The 21,585-nt window shown below is 65.4% G+C and carries 14 protein-coding genes; 4 read left to right on the top strand and 10 right to left on the bottom strand.

All coding sequences use genetic code 11. From position 1 onward, the window contains the following. The first annotated feature begins 21 nt into the window (after nucleotides 1-21). Nucleotides 22-2,613: a cyanophycin synthetase gene (gene cphA, locus J2X09_RS12225; RefSeq protein ID WP_204733821.1), complete on the top strand. Its 2,592-nt coding sequence runs from the start codon at nucleotides 22-24 to the stop codon at nucleotides 2,611-2,613. A 12-nt stretch (nucleotides 2,614-2,625) separates the two neighbouring features. Here cphA and J2X09_RS12220 read toward each other — a convergent pair whose 3' ends face one another. The 7 genes from J2X09_RS12220 to J2X09_RS12190 all read right to left on the bottom strand — a co-directional run bounded on the left by J2X09_RS12220 (nucleotide 2,626) and on the right by J2X09_RS12190 (nucleotide 12,929). Next, the gene (locus J2X09_RS12220) at nucleotides 2,626-3,615 is read right to left on the bottom strand and encodes an endonuclease/exonuclease/phosphatase family protein (RefSeq protein WP_310308490.1); all 990 of its coding nucleotides are present in this window, start codon (nucleotides 3,613-3,615) and stop codon (nucleotides 2,626-2,628) included. 107 nt (nucleotides 3,616-3,722) lie between these two features. Next, on the bottom strand, nucleotides 3,723-5,480 hold the full coding sequence (locus J2X09_RS12215) for a DEAD/DEAH box helicase (RefSeq protein ID WP_204733924.1): 1,758 nt from the start codon (nucleotides 5,478-5,480) through the stop codon (nucleotides 3,723-3,725). Between the two features lie 260 nt (nucleotides 5,481-5,740). Continuing rightward, nucleotides 5,741-7,195, bottom strand: a complete 1,455-nt coding sequence (locus J2X09_RS12210) for a TolC family protein (protein ID WP_310308386.1) — start codon at nucleotides 7,193-7,195, stop codon at nucleotides 5,741-5,743. Further along, nucleotides 7,185-8,528, bottom strand: coding sequence for an HlyD family type I secretion periplasmic adaptor subunit (locus tag J2X09_RS12205; protein ID WP_204733823.1), 1,344 nt, complete (start codon nucleotides 8,526-8,528; stop codon nucleotides 7,185-7,187). The genes J2X09_RS12210 and J2X09_RS12205 overlap by 11 nt, the downstream gene beginning before the upstream one ends. Then, the gene (locus tag J2X09_RS12200) at nucleotides 8,525-10,723 is read right to left on the bottom strand and encodes a type I secretion system permease/ATPase (protein WP_310308385.1); all 2,199 of its coding nucleotides are present in this window, start codon (nucleotides 10,721-10,723) and stop codon (nucleotides 8,525-8,527) included. Before J2X09_RS12200 ends, J2X09_RS12205 begins: the two co-directional genes overlap by 4 nt. Before the next feature lie 61 nt (nucleotides 10,724-10,784). Then, nucleotides 10,785-11,495: a calcium-binding protein gene (locus J2X09_RS12195; protein ID WP_310308384.1), complete on the bottom strand. Its 711-nt coding sequence runs from the start codon at nucleotides 11,493-11,495 to the stop codon at nucleotides 10,785-10,787. Nucleotides 11,496-12,056: 561 nt separating this feature from the next. Next, nucleotides 12,057-12,929, bottom strand: a complete 873-nt coding sequence (locus J2X09_RS12190; protein ID WP_204733825.1) for a hypothetical protein — start codon at nucleotides 12,927-12,929, stop codon at nucleotides 12,057-12,059. A gap of 307 nt (nucleotides 12,930-13,236) precedes the next feature. Here J2X09_RS12190 and ettA point away from each other — a divergent pair, with 307 nt between their 5' ends. The 3 genes from ettA to J2X09_RS12175 all read left to right on the top strand — a co-directional run bounded on the left by ettA (nucleotide 13,237) and on the right by J2X09_RS12175 (nucleotide 17,781). Beyond that, nucleotides 13,237-14,898 (top strand): energy-dependent translational throttle protein EttA, encoded by a 1,662-nt coding sequence (ettA, locus tag J2X09_RS12185; RefSeq protein WP_204733826.1) that lies wholly within the window; start codon nucleotides 13,237-13,239, stop codon nucleotides 14,896-14,898. 112 nt (nucleotides 14,899-15,010) lie between these two features. Then, nucleotides 15,011-15,565 carry a DUF1415 domain-containing protein gene (locus J2X09_RS12180; RefSeq protein WP_204733827.1) on the top strand — a complete coding sequence of 185 codons (555 nt, stop codon included), beginning with the start codon at nucleotides 15,011-15,013 and terminating at the stop codon, nucleotides 15,563-15,565. A gap of 104 nt (nucleotides 15,566-15,669) precedes the next feature. Beyond that, a complete protein-coding gene (locus J2X09_RS12175; RefSeq protein WP_204733828.1) occupies nucleotides 15,670-17,781 on the top strand; it encodes a DUF1631 family protein in 2,112 nt (703 codons plus the stop codon). Here J2X09_RS12175 and J2X09_RS12170 read toward each other — a convergent pair. From J2X09_RS12170 to J2X09_RS27075, 3 genes are all read right to left on the bottom strand, one after another. After that, nucleotides 17,778-19,106, bottom strand: coding sequence for a TAXI family TRAP transporter solute-binding subunit (locus tag J2X09_RS12170; RefSeq protein ID WP_204733829.1), 1,329 nt, complete (start codon nucleotides 19,104-19,106; stop codon nucleotides 17,778-17,780). The two genes, J2X09_RS12175 and J2X09_RS12170, sit on opposite strands and share 4 nt — an antisense overlap. Nucleotides 19,107-19,167: 61 nt before the next feature. Beyond that, on the bottom strand, nucleotides 19,168-20,745 hold the full coding sequence (locus J2X09_RS12165; protein WP_204733830.1) for a methyl-accepting chemotaxis protein: 1,578 nt from the start codon (nucleotides 20,743-20,745) through the stop codon (nucleotides 19,168-19,170). Between the two features lie 106 nt (nucleotides 20,746-20,851). Beyond that, the gene (locus tag J2X09_RS27075; protein ID WP_204733831.1) at nucleotides 20,852-21,577 is read right to left on the bottom strand and encodes a copper-binding protein; all 726 of its coding nucleotides are present in this window, start codon (nucleotides 21,575-21,577) and stop codon (nucleotides 20,852-20,854) included. Between the last annotated feature and the right edge of the window lie 8 nt (nucleotides 21,578-21,585).

The raw sequence follows: 21,585 nt of genomic DNA, 5'->3' as shown, positions 1-21,585 counted from the left end.
CATTCACATCCAGCTTCCTTCATGGACGTTTCCCGCATCCGGCCCCTGCGAGGTCCCAATCTGTGGAGTCGCCACACCTGCATCGAGGCCATCGTGGCCTGCGAACCGCACGAGCTCGATATCGAGACATTGCCGGATTTCGAACGGCGGCTGCGCGAGCTCTTTCCCACCATCGGCGCCCTGAAGCCGAGCAACCCGCCGCAGGAGCGGCTGTCGCTGGCCCATGTGCTTGAAGACACCGTGTTGGCGTTGCAGGCCCAGGCCGGCTGTCCGGTTTCCTTCAGCCGCACCGCCGCCACCCTGGAGCCCGGTGTGTTCCAGGTGGTGGCGCAGTACAGCGAGGAAGCCGTCGGCAAGCTGGCGTTCAGCCTGGCCCGCGAGCTGCTCGCAGCGGCAGCCGCCAGCGAGACCACGCCGTTTGATGTGGAAGGTGCCATCGCCCGCCTGCGCGCGCTGGACGAGGACGTGCGCCTGGGCCCGAGCACCGGCTGCATCGTGGATGCCGCCGTGGCGCGCAACATTCCGTACCGGCGCCTCACCTCGGGCAGCCTGGTGCAGTTGGGCTGGGGCTCTCGCCAGCGCCGCATCTGGGCCGCCGAGGTCGACAGCACCAGTGCGGTGTCCGAGTCGATCGCGCAGGACAAGGACCTGACCAAGGCCTTGCTCGCAGCAGCCGGTGTGCCAGTGCCCGAAGGCCGACCCGTGACGGACGTGGAGGATGCCTGGGCCGCGGCCTTGGAAATCGGGCTGCCGGTGGTCGTCAAACCGCAGGACGGCAACCAGGGCAAAGGCGTGGCGGTCAACATCGTCTCGCGCGAGCACCTCGAACTCGGGTACCGGGCGGCCGCCGAGATTGGCGACGTGATGGTCGAGAAATTCCTGCCCGGCAGCGACTACCGCTTGCTGGTGGTCGGTGACAAAGTGGTGGCCGCTTCGCGGCGCGACCCGCCGCACGTTCTGGGCGATGGCGAGCACACGGTGCGGGAACTGGTCGACCTCGTCAATGCCGACCCCAAACGCGGCGACGGCCACGCCACCTCGCTCACCAAGATCCGTTTCGACGACATTGCCCTGGCACGCCTGGATGTTCAGGGACTCACGCCCGAGTCCGTGCCCGAGATCGGCCGGCGTGTCGTGCTGCGCAACAACGCCAACCTGAGCACGGGTGGCACCGCGACCGACGTCACCGATGACCTGCACCCCGACGTGGCCGCGCGCGCCGTGGCGGCGGCACAGACCGTCGGCCTCGACATCTGCGGCGTGGACGTGGTCTGTGAAACCGTGCATGTGCCGCTGGAAAAGCAGCACGGTGGCGTGGTCGAGGTCAACGCCGCACCCGGCCTGCGCATGCACCTGTCGCCCTCGTACGGCAAGGGGCGACCGGTGGGTGAGGCTGTGATTGCCCACATGTTCGAACCCGGCGACGATGGGCGCATTCCCTTGGTGGCCGTCACCGGCACCAACGGCAAGACCACCACCACACGCCTGATCGCGCACCTCATGGCCACCAACGGCATGCGCGTGGGCATGACCAACACCGACGGCGTGTACGTGGATGGCCGCCAGATCGACAGCGGTGACTGTTCCGGCCCCAAGAGCGCGCGCAACGTGCTGCTGCATCCCGATGTGGACGCCGCCGTGCTGGAAACCGCCCGGGGCGGCATGCTGCGCGAAGGCCTGGGCTTTGACCAGTGCCAGGTCGCGGTCGTGACCAACGTGGGCGCTGGCGACCACCTGGGCCTGAACTACATCACCACCGTCGAGGACCTCGCGGTGCTCAAGCGCGTGATCGTGATGAACGTGGCACCCACGGGTTATGCGGTGCTCAACGCGGCCGACCCCATCGTGGCCGCGATGGCCGCCAAGTGCCCCGGCGGCGTGGTGTTCTTCGCCCAGGACCACGACCACCCCGTGCTCGCCGCACACCGCGTGCAGGGCAAGCGGACCATCTGCGTGGAAGGCGACCGCATCCTCGTCACCGAAGGCAGCTGGCGGGTGGCGATTCCGCTGCAGGGCGTGCCCATCACGCGCGGCGGCACCATCGGCTTCCAGAAAGACAACGTGATGGCCGCCATCGGCGCCGCATGGTGCGCGGGCCTGGACTGGGACACCATCGCACGCGGGCTGGCGAGCTTCTCCAACGATGCCGACAACGCGCCCGGCCGTTTCAATGTGATGGATTACCGGGGCGCTACCGTGATCGCCGACTACGGCCACAACCCGGATGCCATGCGCGCCCTGGTGGAGGCGGTGAACGCCATGCCGGCGCGCCGGCGCAGCGTCGTCATCAGCGGAGCGGGCGACCGCCGCGACGAGGACATCCGCGAACAGACCACGATCCTGGGCAAGGCCTTCGACGACGTGCTGCTGTTTCAGGACGCCTGCCAGCGCGGCCGTGAAGATGGCGAAGTGCTCAGGCTGCTGCGGGAAGGGCTGTCCGGTGCGAGCCGTACCCAGGAAGTGATGGAAATCCGCGGCGAATTCGTGGCCATCGACGCCGCGCTGGAACGGCTCAAACCCGGCGACCTCTGCCTGGTGCTGGTCGACCAGGTGGAAGAGGCGCTGGCGCACCTCGCCAAGCGCATTCGCGAGGCCGCTGCGCCCGCCGTATGACCGGCGGGCCCGCTACGGCGTGGCGGGCAGTCTCAGGCGCAACAGCGCCCGCACGAAGCCATGGTCGCTTCGGCTGCGGTCTCGACCTTCGAAGAGGTGGTCGTTGAACACCTCCACTCGCCGCACATCGCCGATGGCGCCGCGGCTGGCCGCCACGAACTGCTCGCTCACCAGCACCTGGTCCAGCACCTCCGGGTAGCCCTGGTGGATGTGCGAGTACGCCACATCGCGCCGCATCGCGGCTTCGCCCTGCACATCCCAGGCGCTGAACAGGGCGTGATCGTAGGCGCCCTTGTCGTACGCCACCTGGGAGGTGGCGGCGATGAGCTGTGTGGTCACGCTGTGCGGGCTGTCATTCAGGTCACCCATCAACACCAGCGGCAGTTGGGTGCGGTGCAGCAGCTCCACCACCTTGAGGCGCAGCGCGAGCGCCTCGCTTGCGCGCATGACCAGTGAGCGCAAGGAGGCCAGGGCCTGTACCGCGGGGTCCGCCGTGTCCTCGATGGTCGCGCCGCTGGCATCTTCCAGGAATTTGGGCCGCTTGCTCTTGAGGTGTGCGGTGATGATGCACAGCGGCTGGCCGTGCTTGAGGCGCAGCATGGCGATCAGCGGTGGACGCTCGAAGCGGGTGTGCAGCCCGAGGCCGGGCACCTCCACCCGGGCGGCATCGGGGAAATCGGTCACCGACTGGATGGCGTCGACCTTCAGGCGCGTGACGATGCCCACGCGCGGTGTGCCTTGTGCGCCGATCTGCCCCGGGCCGTTCTCGGCGCCCGGCACGGCCACGAAGCCGTACTGCAGCCCGCTGCGCGCCACCGCCGTGCGCAGCGCGGTCTCGTCCCAGACTTCCTGCACGGCGAGCACGTCCGCGTTGAGCACCTTGAAGCGATCACCGAGCCAGCCCACCTTGCGCTCGAACTCCGTCTGGGTGTAGGGCTCCTGGCCATCGTAGAAATGGCGCCCGGCCTGCGCCAGATTGAGCACGTTGCAGGTGGCCACCATGAGGGTGGCATAACGTGGCGACGCCCCGTGGCCTGCGGGGGCCGACGGGGCGCCGGAAGGGGTGGTGCGGTCAAGGGACATGACCGCACTGTAGTGGCGAAACCGTTCTAGCGGATGCGCCCGTAGCTGGTGCGCAGCGGATCGGCTCCACCACCGCCGTTGCCGCCGCGTTGCCCGCCGCCACCCCCCTTGCCACGGCCACCGCGGTTGCCGGTGCGCATGGCGTCGATGCTGGTGCGCAGCGGATCGGGCTGTCCACCGGGGTTCGCGGCACGAGGACGCGGCTCCTTGATGCGCAGGCTGCCCAGATGAGCGTTCGGGCCGGGCTGGCGTTCGGCACCGTGCTCGCGGTCCTCGCGCGGGCCCCGGTCTTCACGGAAACCGCGGTCTTCGCGCGGCGGGCGCTGACCTTGCTGACCGCCGTGGCGTTGGCCCTGGCGCTGGCCATTGCCACCGCCACCATGGCCGTTGGCCCGCTGGCCGCCGCCATTGCCACGACGGCCTTCGCCGCGCGCGCCTTCGGGCTGGCTGCCGTCGCCGGCAGGCCGCTGGCGCTGGCCACGGCCCTGCTGCTCATTGGCCTTCTTCTCGCGCACGCGCTGCAGCATTTCCGTGCGGGCTGCCTTGGCGGCTGCCGCCATCACCTCGCGGCTGGGCGGCTTGCCCGCGCCGCCCCAGATGGTCTGGCGGCCCATGGCGATGGGCTCGGCCTTCTCGCCGGGCTCCGGCATGAATTCCTGGAAGATCTGCACCGGAATCTGTTGCTTGGTGAAGCGCTCGATCTCCATCATGAAGCCTTCTTCGTCCAGGCTCACGAGGTTGACGGCCTCACCACTGTTGCCAGCGCGGCCGGTGCGGCCGATGCGGTGCACGTAGTCTTCACAGACGTTGGGGATTTCGTAGTTGACGACATGCGGCAGTTCGTCGATGTCGATCCCGCGCGCCGCAATGTCGGTCGCCACCAAAGCGCGGATCTCGCCGCTCTTGAAGCCGGCCAGCGCCTGGGTGCGGGCACCCTGGCTCTTGTTGCCGTGCAGCGCCATCGCCTCGATGCCGTTCTTGGTGAGGTACTCGGCGACGTTGTTGGCACCGAACTTGGTGCGTGTGAACACCAGCACCTGGCTCCAGTTGTGCTGGTTGATGATGTGCACCAGCAGCGCTTTCTTCTTGCCTCGGCCCACGGGGTGGATGACCTGCGAGATGCGCTGCACCGTGGTGTTGCGCGGGGTCACCTGGATGTGCTGCGGGTCCTTGAGCAGGGCGCTGGCGAGGTCGCGGATCTCGTCGCTGAAGGTGGCCGAGAACAGCAGGCTCTGCTTTTCGCTGGGCACCAGGGCCAGCACCTTCTTCACGTCGTGGATGAAACCCATGTCGAGCATGCGGTCGGCTTCGTCCAGGATCAGGATCTGCACGGTGGACAGGTCCAGGAAGCCTTGCTGCTGCAGGTCGAGCAGGCGGCCGGGTGTGGCCACCAGAATGTCCACGCCACGCTTCATGGCGTTGATCTGCGGGTTCATGCCCACGCCGCCGAAGACGACGGTGGAGGTCAGCGAGAGGTGCTTGCCGTAGACACGCACAGATTCCTCGACCTGGGCGGCCAGTTCGCGGGTGGGGGTGAGCACCAGGGCGCGGATGCCGACGCCGCCGAAGCGGCTGGTGGCGCGCTCGGATGCCGCCAGGCGGTGCAGCATCGGCAGGGTGAAGGCAGCAGTCTTGCCGGTGCCCGTCTGGGCGCCGCCGAGCAGGTCACGGCCTGTCAAAACGGCGGGAATGGCTTCCACCTGGATGGGGGTGGGGGTTTCGTAACCGTGTTCGCGCACCGCTTGCACGATGGCCGGGGCCAGGTTCAGATCGTCAAAGGTCATGTAGGTGAGGCGCCCGTCCAGGGCGCTGGGGGCATCGGCCACCCCGGTTGCCGTGCCTTGGGTGGCCGCGGCGCCCGGTCAGTCTGGGCAGATGGATTCAGGAAGTCGACGCTTGCAAGCAGGTTGCGCACATCCCGGCGAAGTGCCGGCGCCGGGCCAACTGAAGTGCCCGACAAGGCGGTATTGTCGCACGACTTCCTGCGACCCCTTGTCCGAAGGCATGGCCGCAAGGAGAACCAACCGTGCCGGGCATCACGCAGTTACAGAGCCGCCAGGCCAGCCACGCCCGCGTTGGCCAGCAACCGGAGCCGTGCAGATCTCCATTCCGATACCGCGCGAATCCGCTCCTGCTGGGCATCTGCCAGCGACGCCTGCACCTGGAGCATCTCTGAAATGTCGGCGACACCGGCCTCGAACTTTCGTCTCACGTGGGCAAGCGCTTCTCGAGAGGCATCCAGCAGCGCCGTGGAAGACTGGAGGTTTTGCAGGGCGGCGGAGGCTTCGGCGTGCGCCTTCGCAATTTCACTGAGAACCTGTGCCTCCAGTCGAGAGAGCTCAGCCTCCTGGATGTCGATTTGCGCCCGCGCGGCGCTGACCTTGTACGTGCGCGAAAACCCTTCGAACAAGGGGATGTTCAAGGTGACCCCGGTAACCGTTTCCCTGGAGCGGCTGCTTGACAGGCCTTGATTCGGACGCCCATTGACATATCGGCTCTGCGTGAAGTCCAGCGTGGGCAAGCCCTCGGATTGAACAATGCGAAGCCTGTCTCTCGCGGCGTCGGCTTCCAATCGCGCCGCTCGCAGGGAAGGGTGTTGCCGTGTGGCAAGGGTCACCCATTCAGAAAGTGCTTGCTGAAGGTCGTCGGCGGATTCATCGAAGTCTTCTTCGATATCCCAACTCCGTTCGGCCCATTGGCTGGCCGGCAGGGCCATGGTCACCTGCAGCGCGAGCAAGGATTTCTCATGGACACCTCTCGCCCTTACGCGCTCCAGCTCCGCTTTCGCGAGTGCCACCTTGGCCTGCAGTGTCTGCGACTGAGACCCCATGCCTCTGGCCTCCAGCCTTTTCGAGGCATCCAGTGTCTGCCGGGCCAGGCCTTCACTTGTCGCTCTGAAATCGTGGTTCGCGCGGGCCGTCTGTGCGTCGAAGTACGCGGCGGTGACCAGGGAGAAGAGCCGCTGCAGTTCGGCATCATGTGTGGCGACGGCTGCGTCCAGAAGCGACCTGGCCATGCTGTGACTCGCATGTCGGCCTCCCCCGTCGAGCAGGCGCCAGGTCAGAGTGACAAAGTGCGACGTGGTCTTTCGATCGGTCTGCACAGTGAACTGCGAGTCAGGCTGTTGTGCCACCTGGCGTTGCTGGCTCGCTCCCATGCTGATGACAGGGAGGTAGGCCGCCCGCGATTCTCCCAGTTGAGCTGCTTGCCGCCGGATCGACGCCGCAGCAACCCGGATTTGCGGATGTCGGCACAAAGCCAGTTGAATCGCCTCGGTCAGTGACAACTTTTGAGTGGGCACGGAGGCGTCGCAATCCAGCGGGCTGGCATCGCCAGGCATTGCCTTCGCGGTACTCAGCCTCTCCGGCTGACTGAACAATGGGTCTGAAAAATGCGTGGTGACCTGTTCCATCCACAGGCCCGCTTGCGCAGTGCTCACGGCCAACCCCATCGATAGAAGCGCCCATTTCGCACCGCCCACGATACGTTCAACGCTCACGCATGGCCTCCCCAGTGTGACGCACCAGCGGGGAGAGAACGTATTCGATCACCCTTCGCGTGCCTGTCTTGATATCCACCTGAACCACCAGCCCAGCGGACAAGGGCATCGCTTTTCCTTCGACGTCAATGGCATTTCGATCGAGGAGAATCCTGGCCGTGTAAATGGGGCCTCGCGATTCGTCCTGAACCGCATCCTGCGAAACATGCCGAACCGTCGATGAAATCGTTCCGTACTTCGTGTAGTCAAACGCCTCCACCTTGACGGAGGCAGGCTGGCCCTCTCGTACGAATCCAATGTCCCTGTTGTCGATCGTCGCCTCAACTTCAACCGCGTTGTCCAGCGGGACGATCTGCATCAGCGGCTGCGCTGCCGGAACAACACCTCCCACGGTGTGTACGGCCAGTTGTTGCACGGTTCCATCCACAGGGGACGTCAGTTTGAGCAGCCGGCTGTGCGCCTGGGCCCGGCGCTGGTCCTGTTGTGCCGCGGCGATGATCTTGTTGCCTTCCGTCAGCGTGTCCCATGCCTCCTTGCGCGTTTGCGCCATCAAGGCGGTGCGCTGATTCCTGACATCCAGCAGCCTTCCCGAAATATCGAGCCTGCTCTGTTCCGCCTCCATCCAGGCGTGGTGAGAGACCGTATGGCCTTCCAGGAGCGACTTCATGTCCTCGGCACGGCGTGTGGCCAGTGGAAGTGCCTCGGCGTAGCGAGCGACCTCGCCATCCAGGCGATGCAGCTTCGCCCTGAAGTCCTCAAAATGGGCCTGGAGTTGCACGCTGGCCGCCTGCCACGCGTCGACCGGCAACCCCGAAATCGGTGGCAGCGTGGGCGGCTTCATCTGCTCTACCGCGCGCGCCATTGCCTGCGAACGGGCCACCTGCAATTGCGCCTGTATCACCGCATCTGCCGCCTTGTCGCGCTCGGCATCGCTGGCGCTGGAGTCGAGCTCGATCAACACGTCACCCGCTCGCACGCGCTGCCCTTCGCTCACGTGCAGCGCACGCACGCTCGCCACATCGATGGAGCCGATGGTCTTTGTTCGAGACGAGGGAATGATGCGGCCGGTCGCATTGACGATGATGTCCACTTTGCCAAAGATGGACCACAGCAGGGCAAAGAGCACGATAGCCATGAGCACACGACCCGACCAGCGCAGGCCGGCGGACCCTGGCGCTTCCTGCAGTGACAGCCTCGCCGGCAGGAACTCGGCCTCGTGCTGGTTGAAGAAGCCCGATCGCAAAGTGTGCCGCTGCTTCCAGAAGTAGGCGAAGCGCGAGGCGTACTTCAAGACCAGTTCCGCTCCGGCTTGCACGCGGTGTATGGCGCTCATGCGGCAACCCCATCGACCGTCTCAAGCCCTGCACTTGCGCCGTGCTGCAGGCGATTCAGGTGGCTGTAGATACCCTGGGGGTTCCGCAGCAACTCGGTGTGAGAGCCTTCTTCGGCAATCTGCCCCCGTTCCATGACGATGATGCGGTGGGCATCCCTTACGGCGCTCAGCCGGTGGGCGATGATGAGCACCGTGCGTCCTGCGGCAATGCGACCCATGTTCTCTTGAATGACACGCTCCGACTCGTAGTCCAGGGCGCTTGTGGCCTCGTCAAAGATCAGGATGCGTGGGTTCGAGATGAGCGCGCGGGCAATCGCGATGCGTTGCCGCTGCCCGCCGGACAAGCCTGTGCCGTTCTCGCCGATCCGGGTGTCGTAGCCCTGTGGCAACTCGCAGATGAAATCATGGGCGCCAGCCAGCCGGGCCGCTGCCGTGATCGATTCCAGAGGCAGCGCGGGGTCGCTCAGAGCGATGTTGTCTCGAATGGAGCAAGAGAAGAGCGTGTTCTCCTGCAAGACCACACCAATCTGCTGCCGCAGCGAAGCGGTGTCTGCCACGGCGATGTCGTGCCCATCCACACTGATACGTCCGCGGTTCGGCACATGCAGTCTTTGAACCAGTTTGGTCAACGTGCTTTTGCCCGAGCCCGAACGCCCCACGATGCCGATGACTTCACCCGGGCGGATCTTCAAGGACACCGACCGGATGACATCCTGCGCATCCGGCTGGTAGCGGAACGACACCTGGTCGAACTCGATTGAGCCGGCAATCTGGGGCATCCGGCTTTTGCTGGACGCCGACTCCGTGCGCGTGTTCAGAATGTCGCCCAGCCGGCTCATGGAGATGCCCACCTGCTGGAAATCGTTCCAAAGCTGGGCCATGCGAAGAATGGGAGACGACACCTGGGTTGCCAGCATGTTGAAGGCAACCAGTTCTCCCACGGTCAACTGGTTGTCGATCACCAGCAGCGCACCCAGCCACATGATGGCCACGGTGACGAGCTTGCTCACCAGCGTGACGCTGCCGCTGGCCACCAGAGAAATGTTGGCCGTCGACAAACCGGCGGCCACATAGCCCGCCAGCTGCTGATCCCATTTGCGCTGCCAGCGCGGCTCCAGCGCCATCGACTTGATGGTGTCCATGCCACCCAGGCTTTCCACCAGGAACGACTGGTTCTCGGCGCCCTTGTTGAACTTGTCGTTGAGCCGTGCGCGCAGGATCGGCGTGAACAGCAGCGAGAGCGCGAGGTAGACCGGTATCGAACCCAGAACGATCCAGGTGAGTGTCACGCTGTACCAGAACATCACCGCGAGAAATATCCCGGAGAACATCAGATCCAGCACCAGCGTCATCGCATTGCTGGTGAGGAAGCTCCGGATGTTCTCCAGTTCCCGGATGCGGGCCACCGAATCACCCGCACGCCGCGCCTGGAAGTAGCTGATGGGCAGGCTCAGCAGGTGACCGAAAAGGCGAGCACCCAGTTCGACGTCGATCTTGCTGCAGGTGTTGGCGAAGACGGCGGTGCGAATGCCCGTGAGCAAGGCTTCGAACACGGTGGCGGCGATCAGCCCGACGGCGATCACGTTGAGGGTGGTCATCGCCTGGTTCACCAGCACCTTGTCCATCACCACCTGGAAGAACATGGGTGTGACCAGACCCAGTACCTGCAGAACCAGCGAGATCAGAAGGACTTCACCCAGCGCCTTGCGGTACTTGACGATGGCGGGAATGAACCAGGTGAAGTCGAACTTCGCCATGTCTGCGGCAAAGCTCGCCTTGCTGGTGAAGTAGATCAGCTCGCCCGACCATCGCTGCTGAAGGGCATCCACGTCGACGATGTCGGGAGGCTGCCCTGGCGTCTGCACCAGCGCGCGCATCGGGGTGGCACTGGAGTCCACCTTGCCCAAGAGAAAGAAGTCGCCATGGCGACCGATCGCCACCGCCGGTAGCGGCGCACGATCCAGGCGGTCCACCGCCTGTCGAACGACTTTTGCTTTCAGGCCCAGTTGGCGGGCTGCCAACAGCATGGTTTGAACGTCAAAGGCATCGCGCCCGAACTGGTGTTGAAGTTGTGCGGGGTCTGCGGCCACACCGTGCAGCCTGGCCATCTGCAGGAGGCAGTGAAGGCCCGTGTCGATGCTGTTCAGCGCAGAATCCGGAGGGTGTTGTGAATGGGGTGGCGCTTGCATGCTCATAAAACAGAGCGAACGCAGAGGCCGAAACCTCTGCGTTCGCTTTTGCTTTTGCTTCGGGGCGTTAGTGGGTCACGGCGATCAGCACCTGGCCTGTGCTGCTGCGTTGCCCGTTGGTCCAGCTGGTCTGGCCGGCGCTGGGTGGTGCGAAAGAGGCCATGGCCTGCACCATTTGTTCCACGTCGCTGTTGTAGAGCGTGTAGCCTTCGGCGGTCTTGATGCGTTCGATCTGGTTGTCACTGCCGGTCGCGCCGGGAACGTACCAGTCCTTCAGCGTGATGCGGTCGGTCGTGCCCATCACGTCGATCTGCAGGTCGTTGCCCACGTGCTTGAACCACAGGTTCGATTGGTTGATGCCGTTGAGCTGCAGAACGTCCGTGTTGCCACGGGTCGCATCGGCGTCGAACACGATGTCCTGCCCATCGCCCCTGCCGAAAACATAGGTGTCGTCGCCGGCCTGCCCCATCAGCGTGTCGTTGCCGCGTCCGCCGGTGAGCACGTTGTTGCCGCGGTTGCCGGTGATCAGGTTCGCGAGTTCATTGCCTGTCGCGTTGATGTCCTCTTCCCACAGCTTGATCGGCTCGGTGGTGTAGATCGCGTACGCGTTCGCCACGTTGGCCTCGGCGCGGAAGTCCGCGATGGGGATGTAGCGGGTCATGTCGCTCACCAGACCTCGGCCGGAGTCCGCAATGTAGAAGCCGGTGATCACACCCGACTGTGCATCGCACGCCACGCCGGTGACGGTGGTCGTACAGGCGTTTCTTCTCGAACTCACTCCACAGCTCAGGGCTGGAGAGCGTGGCCATATCGGGGTAGCGCACGTGAACGCCAAAGCTTTTGAGGCGCGAGGCGTGCGTGCGCTCAGGCGGCGGGCCTCTGCGTTTCTCCCCCCAGCCCGGGTCACCGACGTACTCCACCAGATGCGGAATGTGGCGAGCAATGGTCACGGGCATGCCACCCAGATCGCCCACCACGTCCTTCGGCGTGTAGTGCGCAGCGGCCATCTGTGGCGGCATGAAGCCGAGCGCGCCCGCGCCCGTCACGTAGGCCAGCAAAGCCAGCACACCGCCGAACAGCACCAGCATCGCGGCCAGCAGCACAATCACCCAGCGCCCCCGCTTCCTGGCACGGGGGGGTAGAGCTGCGGCACTCTTGGGTGAAGAACTCATGCGGCCTGCACCCATGGGGTTTCGTTGGCTACGGCCTTTTTTTGGTCGAGAGTACCGGCGTTGCGTATACGCGCTCGGAAGTCTTGGAGTTGTTGGGTGCTCAGGGTTTGGGGTTGCGTCATGAGAGTCCTCCTTGATTTGCTGTGTTGCTGAATGAGAAAGGGTGATCAACGTGTCGGCGAGCGTTCAGACGCGGCTTGTGGGTCTCTGAAGCCCAACACGAACCGGCTCACTCGGGCCTGAATGTCTTGCCACTGAGGCAGCAGGTCGGGTGCATAGCGCGCACGCAGGTCAATCCCCAAGCCATGCCCCTCCATGCTCCAGTCCTGAGCGCAACTGGAGTAGTGTTCGGTGCCGCTGCGGAAGGTGCATCTGATGAAGGTTGTGACATTGCCTTCGCGGTTGCGATGGATGTAGAGATCACCGTCCGTCCACTCGTAGCGATGAGCGACACCTGTTCGAGGATTGACCCCTCGTTTGGCATACAACTCCAGCCCTTTGATAGGCGACGGCAGCGGTTCATATTGGCTGGATGAATCGTGGCGCTCCGGATTTGGGATGGTCGCTTGGTAGCCTCGATCCAAATACCCATCCCCCGGATAGCTCGAGCCAGACTGAATCGTGAGATCCAGCCACTTATGGTCATAGAGACGTTTTTTTTCGAATTCACTCCACAGCTCAGGGCTGGAGAGCGTGGCCATATCGGGGTAGCGCACGTGAACACCAAAGCTTTTGAGGCGCGAGGCGTGAGTTCTTTCTGGTGGTGGGCCTTTGCGCTTTTCTCCCCATCCGGGATCGCCGTCGTACTCCACCAGATGCGGAATGTGGCGAGCAATGGTCACGGGCATGCCACCCAGATCGCCCACCACGTCCTTCGGCGTGTAGTGCGCAGCGGACATCTGTGGCGGCATGAAGCCGAGCGCGCCCGCGCCCGTCACGTAGGCCAGCAAAGCCAGCACACCGCCGAACAGCACCAGCATGGCGACCAGCAACACAATCACCCAGCGCCCGCGTCTGGTTCCCCTGAAGCCCATCTTCATCCTCTGGTTGCGGCATGAGTGCCGCGTTTGTTTGAAGATGGGTTTGTAACTCTTAAGACCTCTTTTTTGTCATGGATAAGACAAAAGCACAGCCTGGCAGTTCTGGTGATGGCTGCGCAGGGCTGCGGTAGACTCGTCGGTCATCCGGCTGTGTCCAAAGGCTCTTTCAGGGTGGGTGCAGTCGCAGGGGCGCAGGCCTGTGGTTGTCCCGGGCGAGTGGCTCCGCCTTTTTCCTGATGCTTGTCAGCTCGTGGGCCAACGGCCTTCAGCCCCTTCTTCCTTTTCCTTCATCGAACTCCATACTGGTATGGCTCAATACGTCTTTTCCATGAACCGGGTCGGCAAGATCGTGCCGCCCAAGCGCCAGATCCTCAAGGACATCTCGCTGTCGTTCTTCCCGGGCGCCAAGATCGGTGTGCTGGGCCTCAACGGCTCGGGCAAGTCCACGCTGCTCAAGATCATGGCGGGCATCGACAAGGAGATCGAAGGCGAAGCGATTCCGATGCCAGGCATCCGCATCGGCTACCTGCCGCAGGAGCCTCAGCTCAACCCCGAGCAGACCGTGCGCGAAGCGGTGGAAGACAGCATGGGTGAGGTGCGCGCCGCGCAGAAGCGCCTGGAAGAGGTGTACGCCGCCTACGCGGAAGAGAACGCGGATTTCGACGCGCTCGCGGCCGAGCAGGCCCAGCTCGAAGCCATCATCGCCACCGCCGGTACCGACAGCGAACACCAGCTGGAAATCGCCGCCGACGCGCTGCGCCTGCCGCCCTGGGACGCCAAGATCGGTCTGCTCTCGGGTGGCGAGAAGCGCCGTGTGGCGCTGTGCTGCATGCTGCTCTCCAAGCCCGACATGCTGCTGCTCGACGAACCCACCAACCACCTGGACGCCGAGTCCGTGGAGTGGCTGGAGCATTTCCTGCAACGCTTCCCCGGCACCGTGGTGGCCATCACCCACGATCGCTACTTCCTCGACAACGCCGCCGAGTGGATTCTCGAGCTCGACCGTGGGCACGGCATTCCGTACAAGGGCAACTACTCCACCTGGCTGGAGCAGAAGGAAGCCCGCCTGGAGCAGGAGCAGCGCACCGAAGACGCGCGCATGAAGGCGATGAAGGAGGAGCTCAAGTGGGTGCGCTCCAACGCCAAGGGCCGCCAGGCCAAGAGCAAGGCGCGTCTGGCCCGCTTCGAGGAGCTGAGCGACGTCGAATACCAGAAGCGCAACGAGACCAACGAGATCTTCATTCCCGTGGCCGAGCGCCTGGGCAATGAGGTGATCGAGTTCAACGGCGTGTCCAAGTCGTACGGCGACCGCCTGCTGATCGACAACCTGAGCTTCAAGGTGCCGGCGGGGGCCATCGTGGGCATCATCGGCCCCAACGGCGCGGGCAAGTCGACGCTGTTCAAGCTGATCATGGGCAAGGAACAGCCCGACAGCGGTACCGTGAAGATTGGCCAGACGGTGAAGATGTCGGCCGTGGACCAGAGCCGCGACGGCCTGGCCGGCGACAAGACGGTGTGGCAGGACATCTCGGGTGGCCTGGACATGATCACCGTGGGCAAGTTCCAGATGCCCAGCCGCGCCTATTGCGGCCGCTTCAACTTCTCGGGTGGCGACCAGCAGAAGATGGTGAAGAACCTCTCCGGCGGTGAACGCGGTCGCCTGCATCTGGCCAAGATGCTGGCCGAGGGCGGCAACGTGCTGCTGCTGGACGAACCGTCGAACGACCTGGACGTCGAAACCCTGCGCGCGCTGGAAGAGGCCTTGCTGGAGTTCGCCGGCAGCGCGCTCGTCGTCAGCCACGACCGCTGGTTCCTGGACCGCATCTGCACGCACATCCTGGCCGCCGAGGGCGACAGCCAGTGGTACTTCTTCGATGGCAACTACCAGGAGTACGAGGCCGACAAGAAGAAGCGCCTGGGCGAAGAGGCCGCCAAGCCCAAGCGCGTGCGCTACAAAGCCCTGAAGTAAGTCCACCCCGCGCCGGCCCGATGCCCGGGCCGTCACCCCTCAAGGGGCAATGCCTGCGGGCCGGGGAACCCGGACCCGCGGCTTTCTGGACCAGCACCCTCTTTTCCTCGACATGTCCACTCTGACCGCCGAAGACGTTGAAGCCGATACGCGCCACTGGATCGAAAAGGCGGTCATCGGCCTGAACCTCTGTCCGTTCGCGCGGGCGGTGTACGTGAAGAACCAGGTGCGCATCGTGGTGAGCACCGCGAGGCACCTGGACGCCTTCCTCGACGATCTGGACCGCGAGCTGGACTTCCTGGTGAACACGCCAGCGGAAGAGATCGACACCACGCTGCTGGTGCACCCCACGCTGTTTCCCGATTTCGAGGTGTTCAACGACTTCCTCAACGTGGTGGACGATGTGGTGGCCGAACACGAACTCGAAGGCGTGATCCAGGTGGCGCCGTTCCACCCGCTGTTCCAGTTCGATGGCACGGCGCCGGACGATGTGACGAATGCCACGAACCGGGCGCCGTACCCGACCCTGCATCTGCTGCGGGAAGAAAGCGTTGAGCGGGCGGTGGACACGGCGGGCGGTGATGCGGATGCCATCGTGGAACGCAACTTGCAGACCCTGAGAGACCTGGGTGCCGACGGCTGGCGTCTATTGATGACCAGACGGTGAGCCACCGGCATTTCCAGGTTTCAATTCCGCTGCGGTGGTAGTACGCTCCTGCCGATATTGTTCTGAACCGCTCTCCATTTCTGCTCACCAAGGACCCCGGCTGCATGGACGCCAGCAACACCAAGGCCTTTGACGCCTGCCTCCGCGAGGCCCTCGCCCAGACGCGCGACTGGGTGCCGCGCTGGCTCAGCAAGCTGCATTCCACCCTGAAGGACCGGGAGTTCACCGCGGGTCAGCTGAGCGAGAAGCAGGCCATGCAGCAGGCCCGCCTCACCCTCGAATCCCACCGCGACCTGATCTCCACCCGCTTCCTGGCCGCTTTTGCCGAGTCGATGGAGAACGCCCTGCCGCACACCGGCACGGGTTCGCGCCGTTCGCCTGCCGTGAGCTTCGACGAGCTCGAACTCATGGGCGACGACCAGGTGCAGGAAACCGTCGAGCTTGCCCGGGTGCAACAGGTGGTGAAGATGGCCGTGGACGAAGACCTCGGCACCCTGACCGCGCGCCTGAATGGTGCGCAGGGGCTGACGGTGGTGAGCCCCGAGGCCAACCCGCTGCGGGCGGAGGTGGTCGTGGCCGCGTTGATGACCGCGCTCAAGGGCCTGCATGTCGATGCGGCGGTGCGCACGCGCTGGCTGCAGGTGGGGGCGATGACGCTGGGCGATGAACTGCGCAACATGTATGCGGAGTTGAGCCGGCAGCTCGATCGCGCGGGCGTGAAACCCGCCAGCTATGCCGTGACCCAGACCGCGAGCGCGCGCCCGACCCCTGTGGCTGCCGCCCAGAAAGATGAGTCGGTGTCGGTGCAGGAGGTGCTGGGCAACGACAACATCCTCACGCTCGACCATCTGCACCAGTTGCTGGTGGGCAACCTCGACATGAACGACAAGGCCAACAGCAAGACGGCCGTGTCGGACAACGTCATGGGCCGCACGCTGGCCAGCGAAGTCGTGTCGCTCATGCTCAAGCGCATCGCGGCCGACGAGCGCCTGCTCGCCCCCGTGCGCGACCTGGTGCAGGACATGAAGCCCGCGTTGCTGCAACTGGCGCGCAGCGAGCCCCGCTTCTTCGCCGACAGGCAAAACCCGGCCCGCCGCCTGCTGGATGCCATCACCGAACGCAGCCTGGCCTTCACCGCCGAGACGGACCCGGGTTATGGGCCGTTTTCCAACCAGGTGCGGGGGATTGTGCAGAAGCTGGCCAGGCCGGGCGAAGACCTTGCCGAGCGCTTCCCCAGCTTGTTGCTGGAGCTGCACCGGTCGCAGGCTGCCGCCGTGGCCCCGGCGCAGGTGCAAGCCCGTGGTCTTGCCGTGCAGACGCTGGTGCGGGTGGAGCAGCGCAATCTGTTGGCCGAACGTGTGGCCGGCGAGATCCGCTCGCGCAACGATTTCGAGAAAGCCCCGGGCGTCGTGCGGCGCTTCCTCACGGGTCCCTGGTCGCAGGTGATCGCGCAGGCGCGACTGGAACTGTCTGAATCGCCGCCCGTGTCACCCGCGGATTCGCCCGCAACCCGCTACAACGACATCCTGCCGGACCTGCTGTGGTCCTGCCAGCTGGCGCTGGCCAGCCTGAACCGGCCTCGTCTCGTCAAGGTGATCCCGGGTGTGTTGCGCACGCTGCGCGAAGGCCTGGACTCGATCGACTACCCGCGCGAGCAGACCGAAGCGTTCTTCCAGGCCCTCATGGGCCTGCACGAAGCCGCCTACAAGACGCAGCGCAGCGAGCCGGTGCAGGAGGAACAACCCAGCATCCAGCCCGAGGTGGAAGAGGACGACGAACCGTGGATGCAGCGCACCGAGGCGCGCGATTCGTGCCTGATGGATGACGCGTTTCCGGAACCCCCGGTGACGACCACCCAGCCGGCATTCCTCGAGACGCGTCCCATGCAGCGCGACTGGGCCGACGTCAAGGCCGAGATGGCCGTGCAGCGTTCAACAACCGCCACGCTGCCCGTAGGCACCTGGGTGGATGTGTTGCAGGATGGCCAGGCGATGCGTTGGCAGATCACCTGGGCGAGCCCGCATGGCACGCTGTTCCTGTTCACTGGTGCAAACGGCCGCTCGCTGTCGATGACCAAGCGCGGGCTGGAACGCTTGCAGGAACAGGACCGCCTGCGCGTGGTGGCCGACCACGGCGTGGTGGACGAGGCGCTTGACGAGGTGGCCCGCCAAGCCTGGCTCAACAGTGCCAAGGCCCAGGACGGCGACCAGCTTTAGGCCTTGCGCAGGAGTTTCTTGCGCACCAGGTGGATGTTGTTGCGCAGCGCGTAGAGCTCGTCGGTGTACGACAGCGGCACCACCACTTTCTCCACCTTGGCCTCCATCTCGTCGAGTTGTTCCAGCAGGTTCTGCGGGCTCTCGCTGCCTGCCTCGCTGCGCTGTTCCACGTCGCGCAGTTCGGCGTACCACCGGAACACGCGCTTGCGGATGCGGAAGGTGTAGAGCGGCGGCACGATGCGTGAGAGCGGCAGCGCCAGCGCGATGATCAGGCCCATGGCCAGCCACATGCGCTCGATCAGGTTGGCCAGCCAGAACGGAAGATAGCGCTGCAGGAATGGTTGCGATCCGCCCTTGATGGCTCGCTGTGCTTCCGGCGCGATCGGCACTTCGCTGTGTTCCAGGCTCGGGTATTCGCGGGCCCGGCTGAACCAGCTGGCGCCGCCGTGCAGGTTCATGGCGGCCTGTGCGAACAACTGCAGGATGGCGGGATGCGTGTCGCTGTGCGCCAGCAGGCTGGTGGTCGATGCGACGAGGCGCACGTTGCGTGGCGGCACGTTGTTGGCCAGATCGACCACGCCCTGCGGCATCACCACCGGCGTGAGGTAGCCGAAGCGGCGGGAGTAGGCCTCGCTCTGGGCGAAGTCCAGCAATTTCACGCCGGGGGTCTGCAGCAGCATCTGCACCATCAGCGACTCGGGCGCCGAGGCGAACACCACGGCGTCGAGCTCACCGTTCAGAAAGGCCACCGTCGCGGGCGTCTGCTCCAGCTGGCTGAGCGTCATGTCCGAGGCGCTGATGCGGTTGACGTCGAGCAGGGTGGAGAAGAGGCGCGGCACGCCACTGCCCGGCGTGCCCACATTCACGCGCCAGCCCTTGAAATCGGAGAGCTTGCTGACGGTGGGGGCCTTGTGCAGGCGCCTGGCGGCTTCCTCGCGGTAGAACAGCCAGAGCGGTTCGACGAACAGGCTGCCCAGGGAGGAGATCGAGTCCTCGTCGTCGTAGCCGATGTCGGCCGTACCACCCTGCACGAAGCCGAGGTCGGCCTTGCCGGTGCGCAGCAGTTCCAGATTGGCGGAAGATCCCTCGGATGGCAGCAGTTCGACGGTGATGCCGTTGCGCGCGAGCGCCTCGGCGTAGCGCTTGCCGAACTCGTCGTACGCACTCTGCGCAGGCCCGGTGGCCAGCACCACGCGGTCGGGCGGATTGGGCTTGAGCCACCAGTAGGTGAAGCAGAGCAGGGCGATCGTGAGGATGGCGAACGGTCCGGCTGATAGCAGCATCTCGCGCAGCGAGAGCAGGGTGTATCGCAGGGTTTTTGGCATGGCGAGACATTAGCACGCCATGCCGGTTTTGCCGGGTGACAGGATGTTCGATGGCGCGCGCTCAGCCGGCGGGGCGCTGGTTGAGCCGGAACACCCGCACCGCGTCGTTCATGACGCGTGCCTGCGCCTGGAGCGAGCTGGCCGCCGCGGCGAGCTCCTCCACCATGGCCGCGTTCTGTTGCGTCACCGCATCGAGCTGGCCGACAGCCTGGTTGATCTGGCCCAGGCCCAGGGCCTGCTCTTGTGTCGCGCCGGTGATCTCGGCGATCAGGCCGTTGACCTGCTCGACCGAGTCCACCACCTCGGTCATGGTCTTGCCCGTGCTGTGCACCAGCGCGCTGCCCGCGGCCACGGTACCGGCCGAGGCCTCGATCAGCGCCTTGATTTCCTTGGACGCGGCCAGGGTGCGCTGTGCCAGGCTGCGCACTTCGCCCGCGACCACGGCGAACCCGCGCCCCTGCTCGCCCGCACGGGCCGCTTCCACCGCCGCGTTCAGCGCCAGGATGTTGGTCTGGAACGCAATGCCATCGATCACGCCAATGATCTCGCCGATGCGATGGGAGGAGCGGCTGATCTCGTCCATGGTGTCGATCACCTGCACCATCGCGTCGTTGCCCTCGCGGGCGACGCGGGCCGAGCGCTGCGACAGCGCCGACGCTTCGCGGGACGAGGTGGCGCTTTGCTGCACCGTGCTGCTGAGCTCTTCCACCGAGGCGGCGGTCTGCTCCAGGCTGCTGGCCTGCGATTCGGTGCGCGATGACAGGTCCTGGTTGCCCGCCGCGATCTCGCCGGAAGCCACCTGCACGCCCTCCACCTCATGGCGCACGTCCGACACCACGGCCTGCAGGTTGACGTTGAGCTGGTTGAGTGCCTTGAAGAGCGCCTCGAACTCGCCATGGGCGGGTTTCTGGTGCCGTGCAGACAGATCGCCCGCCGCCATCAGGTTGGCCAGGTCCACCGCTTGGCGCAAGGGGTTGAACAACTGGCGGCGCAGCAGCAGCGCGACCGATGCGGCCACGGCGAGCAGCGCCGCGCCGGCAGCGATGTGCACCGCCGCACCGAAGGGCGCGGCCAGTTCTCCCGTGACAAGTCCGGCCGCCGCCAGACCCACGCATGCGAGCGCGATACCTTTGCCCAGCGTGGGCCGCAGCAGGCTTTCCATGCGGCCCAGGAAGCCCGCGCGCACGACGCGCCCCTGGCGCAGCACCAGCGACACACGACCGCTCTCGCTGTCGGCACGCATGCGCGCGTACAGCGCCTCGGCCTGCTGGACCTGCTCGCGCGTGGGTCGGGTGCGCACCGACATGTAGCCCACCGTCTTCCCATGCTCCACCACCGGTGTGGCGTTCGCCTCCACCCAGTAGTGGTCACCGTTCTTGCGGCGGTTTTTCACCAGCGCGGACCAGGGCGACCCGCTGGCCAGCGTGGCCCACATGTCGCGGAAGGCCTCGGACGGCATGTCCGGGTGGCGCACGATGTTGTGCGGCTGCCCGACCAGCTCGTCGCGTTCGAAGCCGCTCACGGCCACGAAGGCCGGGTTGCAATAGGTGATCCTGCTTTGCAGGTCGGTGGTGGACACCAGGGTGACCCCTTCGGGGATCAAGAACTCTTGTTGGGTGACAGGCTGGTTGTTGCGCATGCCCATTTATCGGCACGGCGCGGTGAAACCGAAGCGAAAACGCCGGGTTTCCCCGGCCGATTCCGCTCCGGTTTGATCCACATCAAACCCGCCTGCTGGTTGCCGTTCAGGGTGCGGGTTCGAGGGTCAGCACGGTGTAGGCGCCGTTGATCTTGTCGGCGGTGAAGCGCACCTTGTCGCCGGCCTTCACGCCCGCGAGCAGGGCCGGATCGCGCGCCTGGAAGACCATGGTCATCGGCGGCATGTCCAGATTGGGAATCTCGCCGTGCCTGAGCGTGATCTTGCCCGCCGCCAGGTCGACCCGACGGACCTCGGCCTCGGTGGAGGGCAGGGCGCCGGCCGCGTCGCCCGAGGTGGGTTTGAAGCCACTCGTTGCGCCGGGGTGGTGCTGGAACACGCGCGTGCTGCCGTCGCGCTGCACCAGCAGCACGTCGTAGGCGTCGCGGCGGTTGCCGTACACCGGACCGTCCATGCCCGGGCTGCCCACGGGCATGCCAGGCACCGCCAGGCCGATTGCCACCGGCTTCTCGGCGAGCAGGCGCCGGATCTCGCTGGCGGCCACGTGGCCCTCGACCACGTAGCCGCCGACCAGCGCGGTGTGGCACGAGCCGTATCGGGCGGGCAGGCCGAGGCGCTGCCGCACGGCGACGTTGCCGGTGTCGAAGACCTGCACCTGGAAGCCGTCGGCGCGCAAGAGCGCGATCCAGTCGTTGCAGCAGCCGCAGTTGGGGTCTTTCCAGACCTGCAGAGGTGGCAAGGCGGACTGGGCGAAGCTGCCTGGTGCCGTCAGGGCGAGGCCGATGGCGGCGGTGAGGAGGTGTCGTCTTTGCATGGGGTTCT

The sequence above is a fragment of the Hydrogenophaga laconesensis genome, from assembly GCF_031457235.1.
GTDB lineage: Bacteria > Pseudomonadota > Gammaproteobacteria > Burkholderiales > Burkholderiaceae_C > Hydrogenophaga > Hydrogenophaga laconesensis.
This window is presented reverse-complemented; position numbering and strand designations above follow the sequence as displayed.

Coding starts and splice junctions, on each gene's coding strand:
- cphA (WP_204733821.1), top strand. CDS start 22: ATGGACGTTTCCCGCATCCGGCCCCTGCGAGGTCCCAATCTGTGGAGT.
- J2X09_RS12220 (WP_310308490.1), bottom strand. CDS start 3,615: ATGGTGGCCACCTGCAACGTGCTCAATCTGGCGCAGGCCGGGCGCCAT.
- J2X09_RS12215 (WP_204733924.1), bottom strand. CDS start 5,480: ATGACCTTTGACGATCTGAACCTGGCCCCGGCCATCGTGCAAGCGGTG.
- J2X09_RS12205 (WP_204733823.1), bottom strand. CDS start 8,528: ATGAGCGCCATACACCGCGTGCAAGCCGGAGCGGAACTGGTCTTGAAG.
- J2X09_RS12200 (WP_310308385.1), bottom strand. CDS start 10,723: ATGAGCATGCAAGCGCCACCCCATTCACAACACCCTCCGGATTCTGCG.
- J2X09_RS12190 (WP_204733825.1), bottom strand. CDS start 12,929: ATGAAGATGGGCTTCAGGGGAACCAGACGCGGGCGCTGGGTGATTGTG.
- ettA (WP_204733826.1), top strand. CDS start 13,237: ATGGCTCAATACGTCTTTTCCATGAACCGGGTCGGCAAGATCGTGCCG.
- J2X09_RS12180 (WP_204733827.1), top strand. CDS start 15,011: ATGTCCACTCTGACCGCCGAAGACGTTGAAGCCGATACGCGCCACTGG.
- J2X09_RS12175 (WP_204733828.1), top strand. CDS start 15,670: ATGGACGCCAGCAACACCAAGGCCTTTGACGCCTGCCTCCGCGAGGCC.
- J2X09_RS12170 (WP_204733829.1), bottom strand. CDS start 19,106: ATGCCAAAAACCCTGCGATACACCCTGCTCTCGCTGCGCGAGATGCTG.
- J2X09_RS12165 (WP_204733830.1), bottom strand. CDS start 20,745: ATGCGCAACAACCAGCCTGTCACCCAACAAGAGTTCTTGATCCCCGAA.
- J2X09_RS27075 (WP_204733831.1), bottom strand. CDS start 21,577: ATGCAAAGACGACACCTCCTCACCGCCGCCATCGGCCTCGCCCTGACG.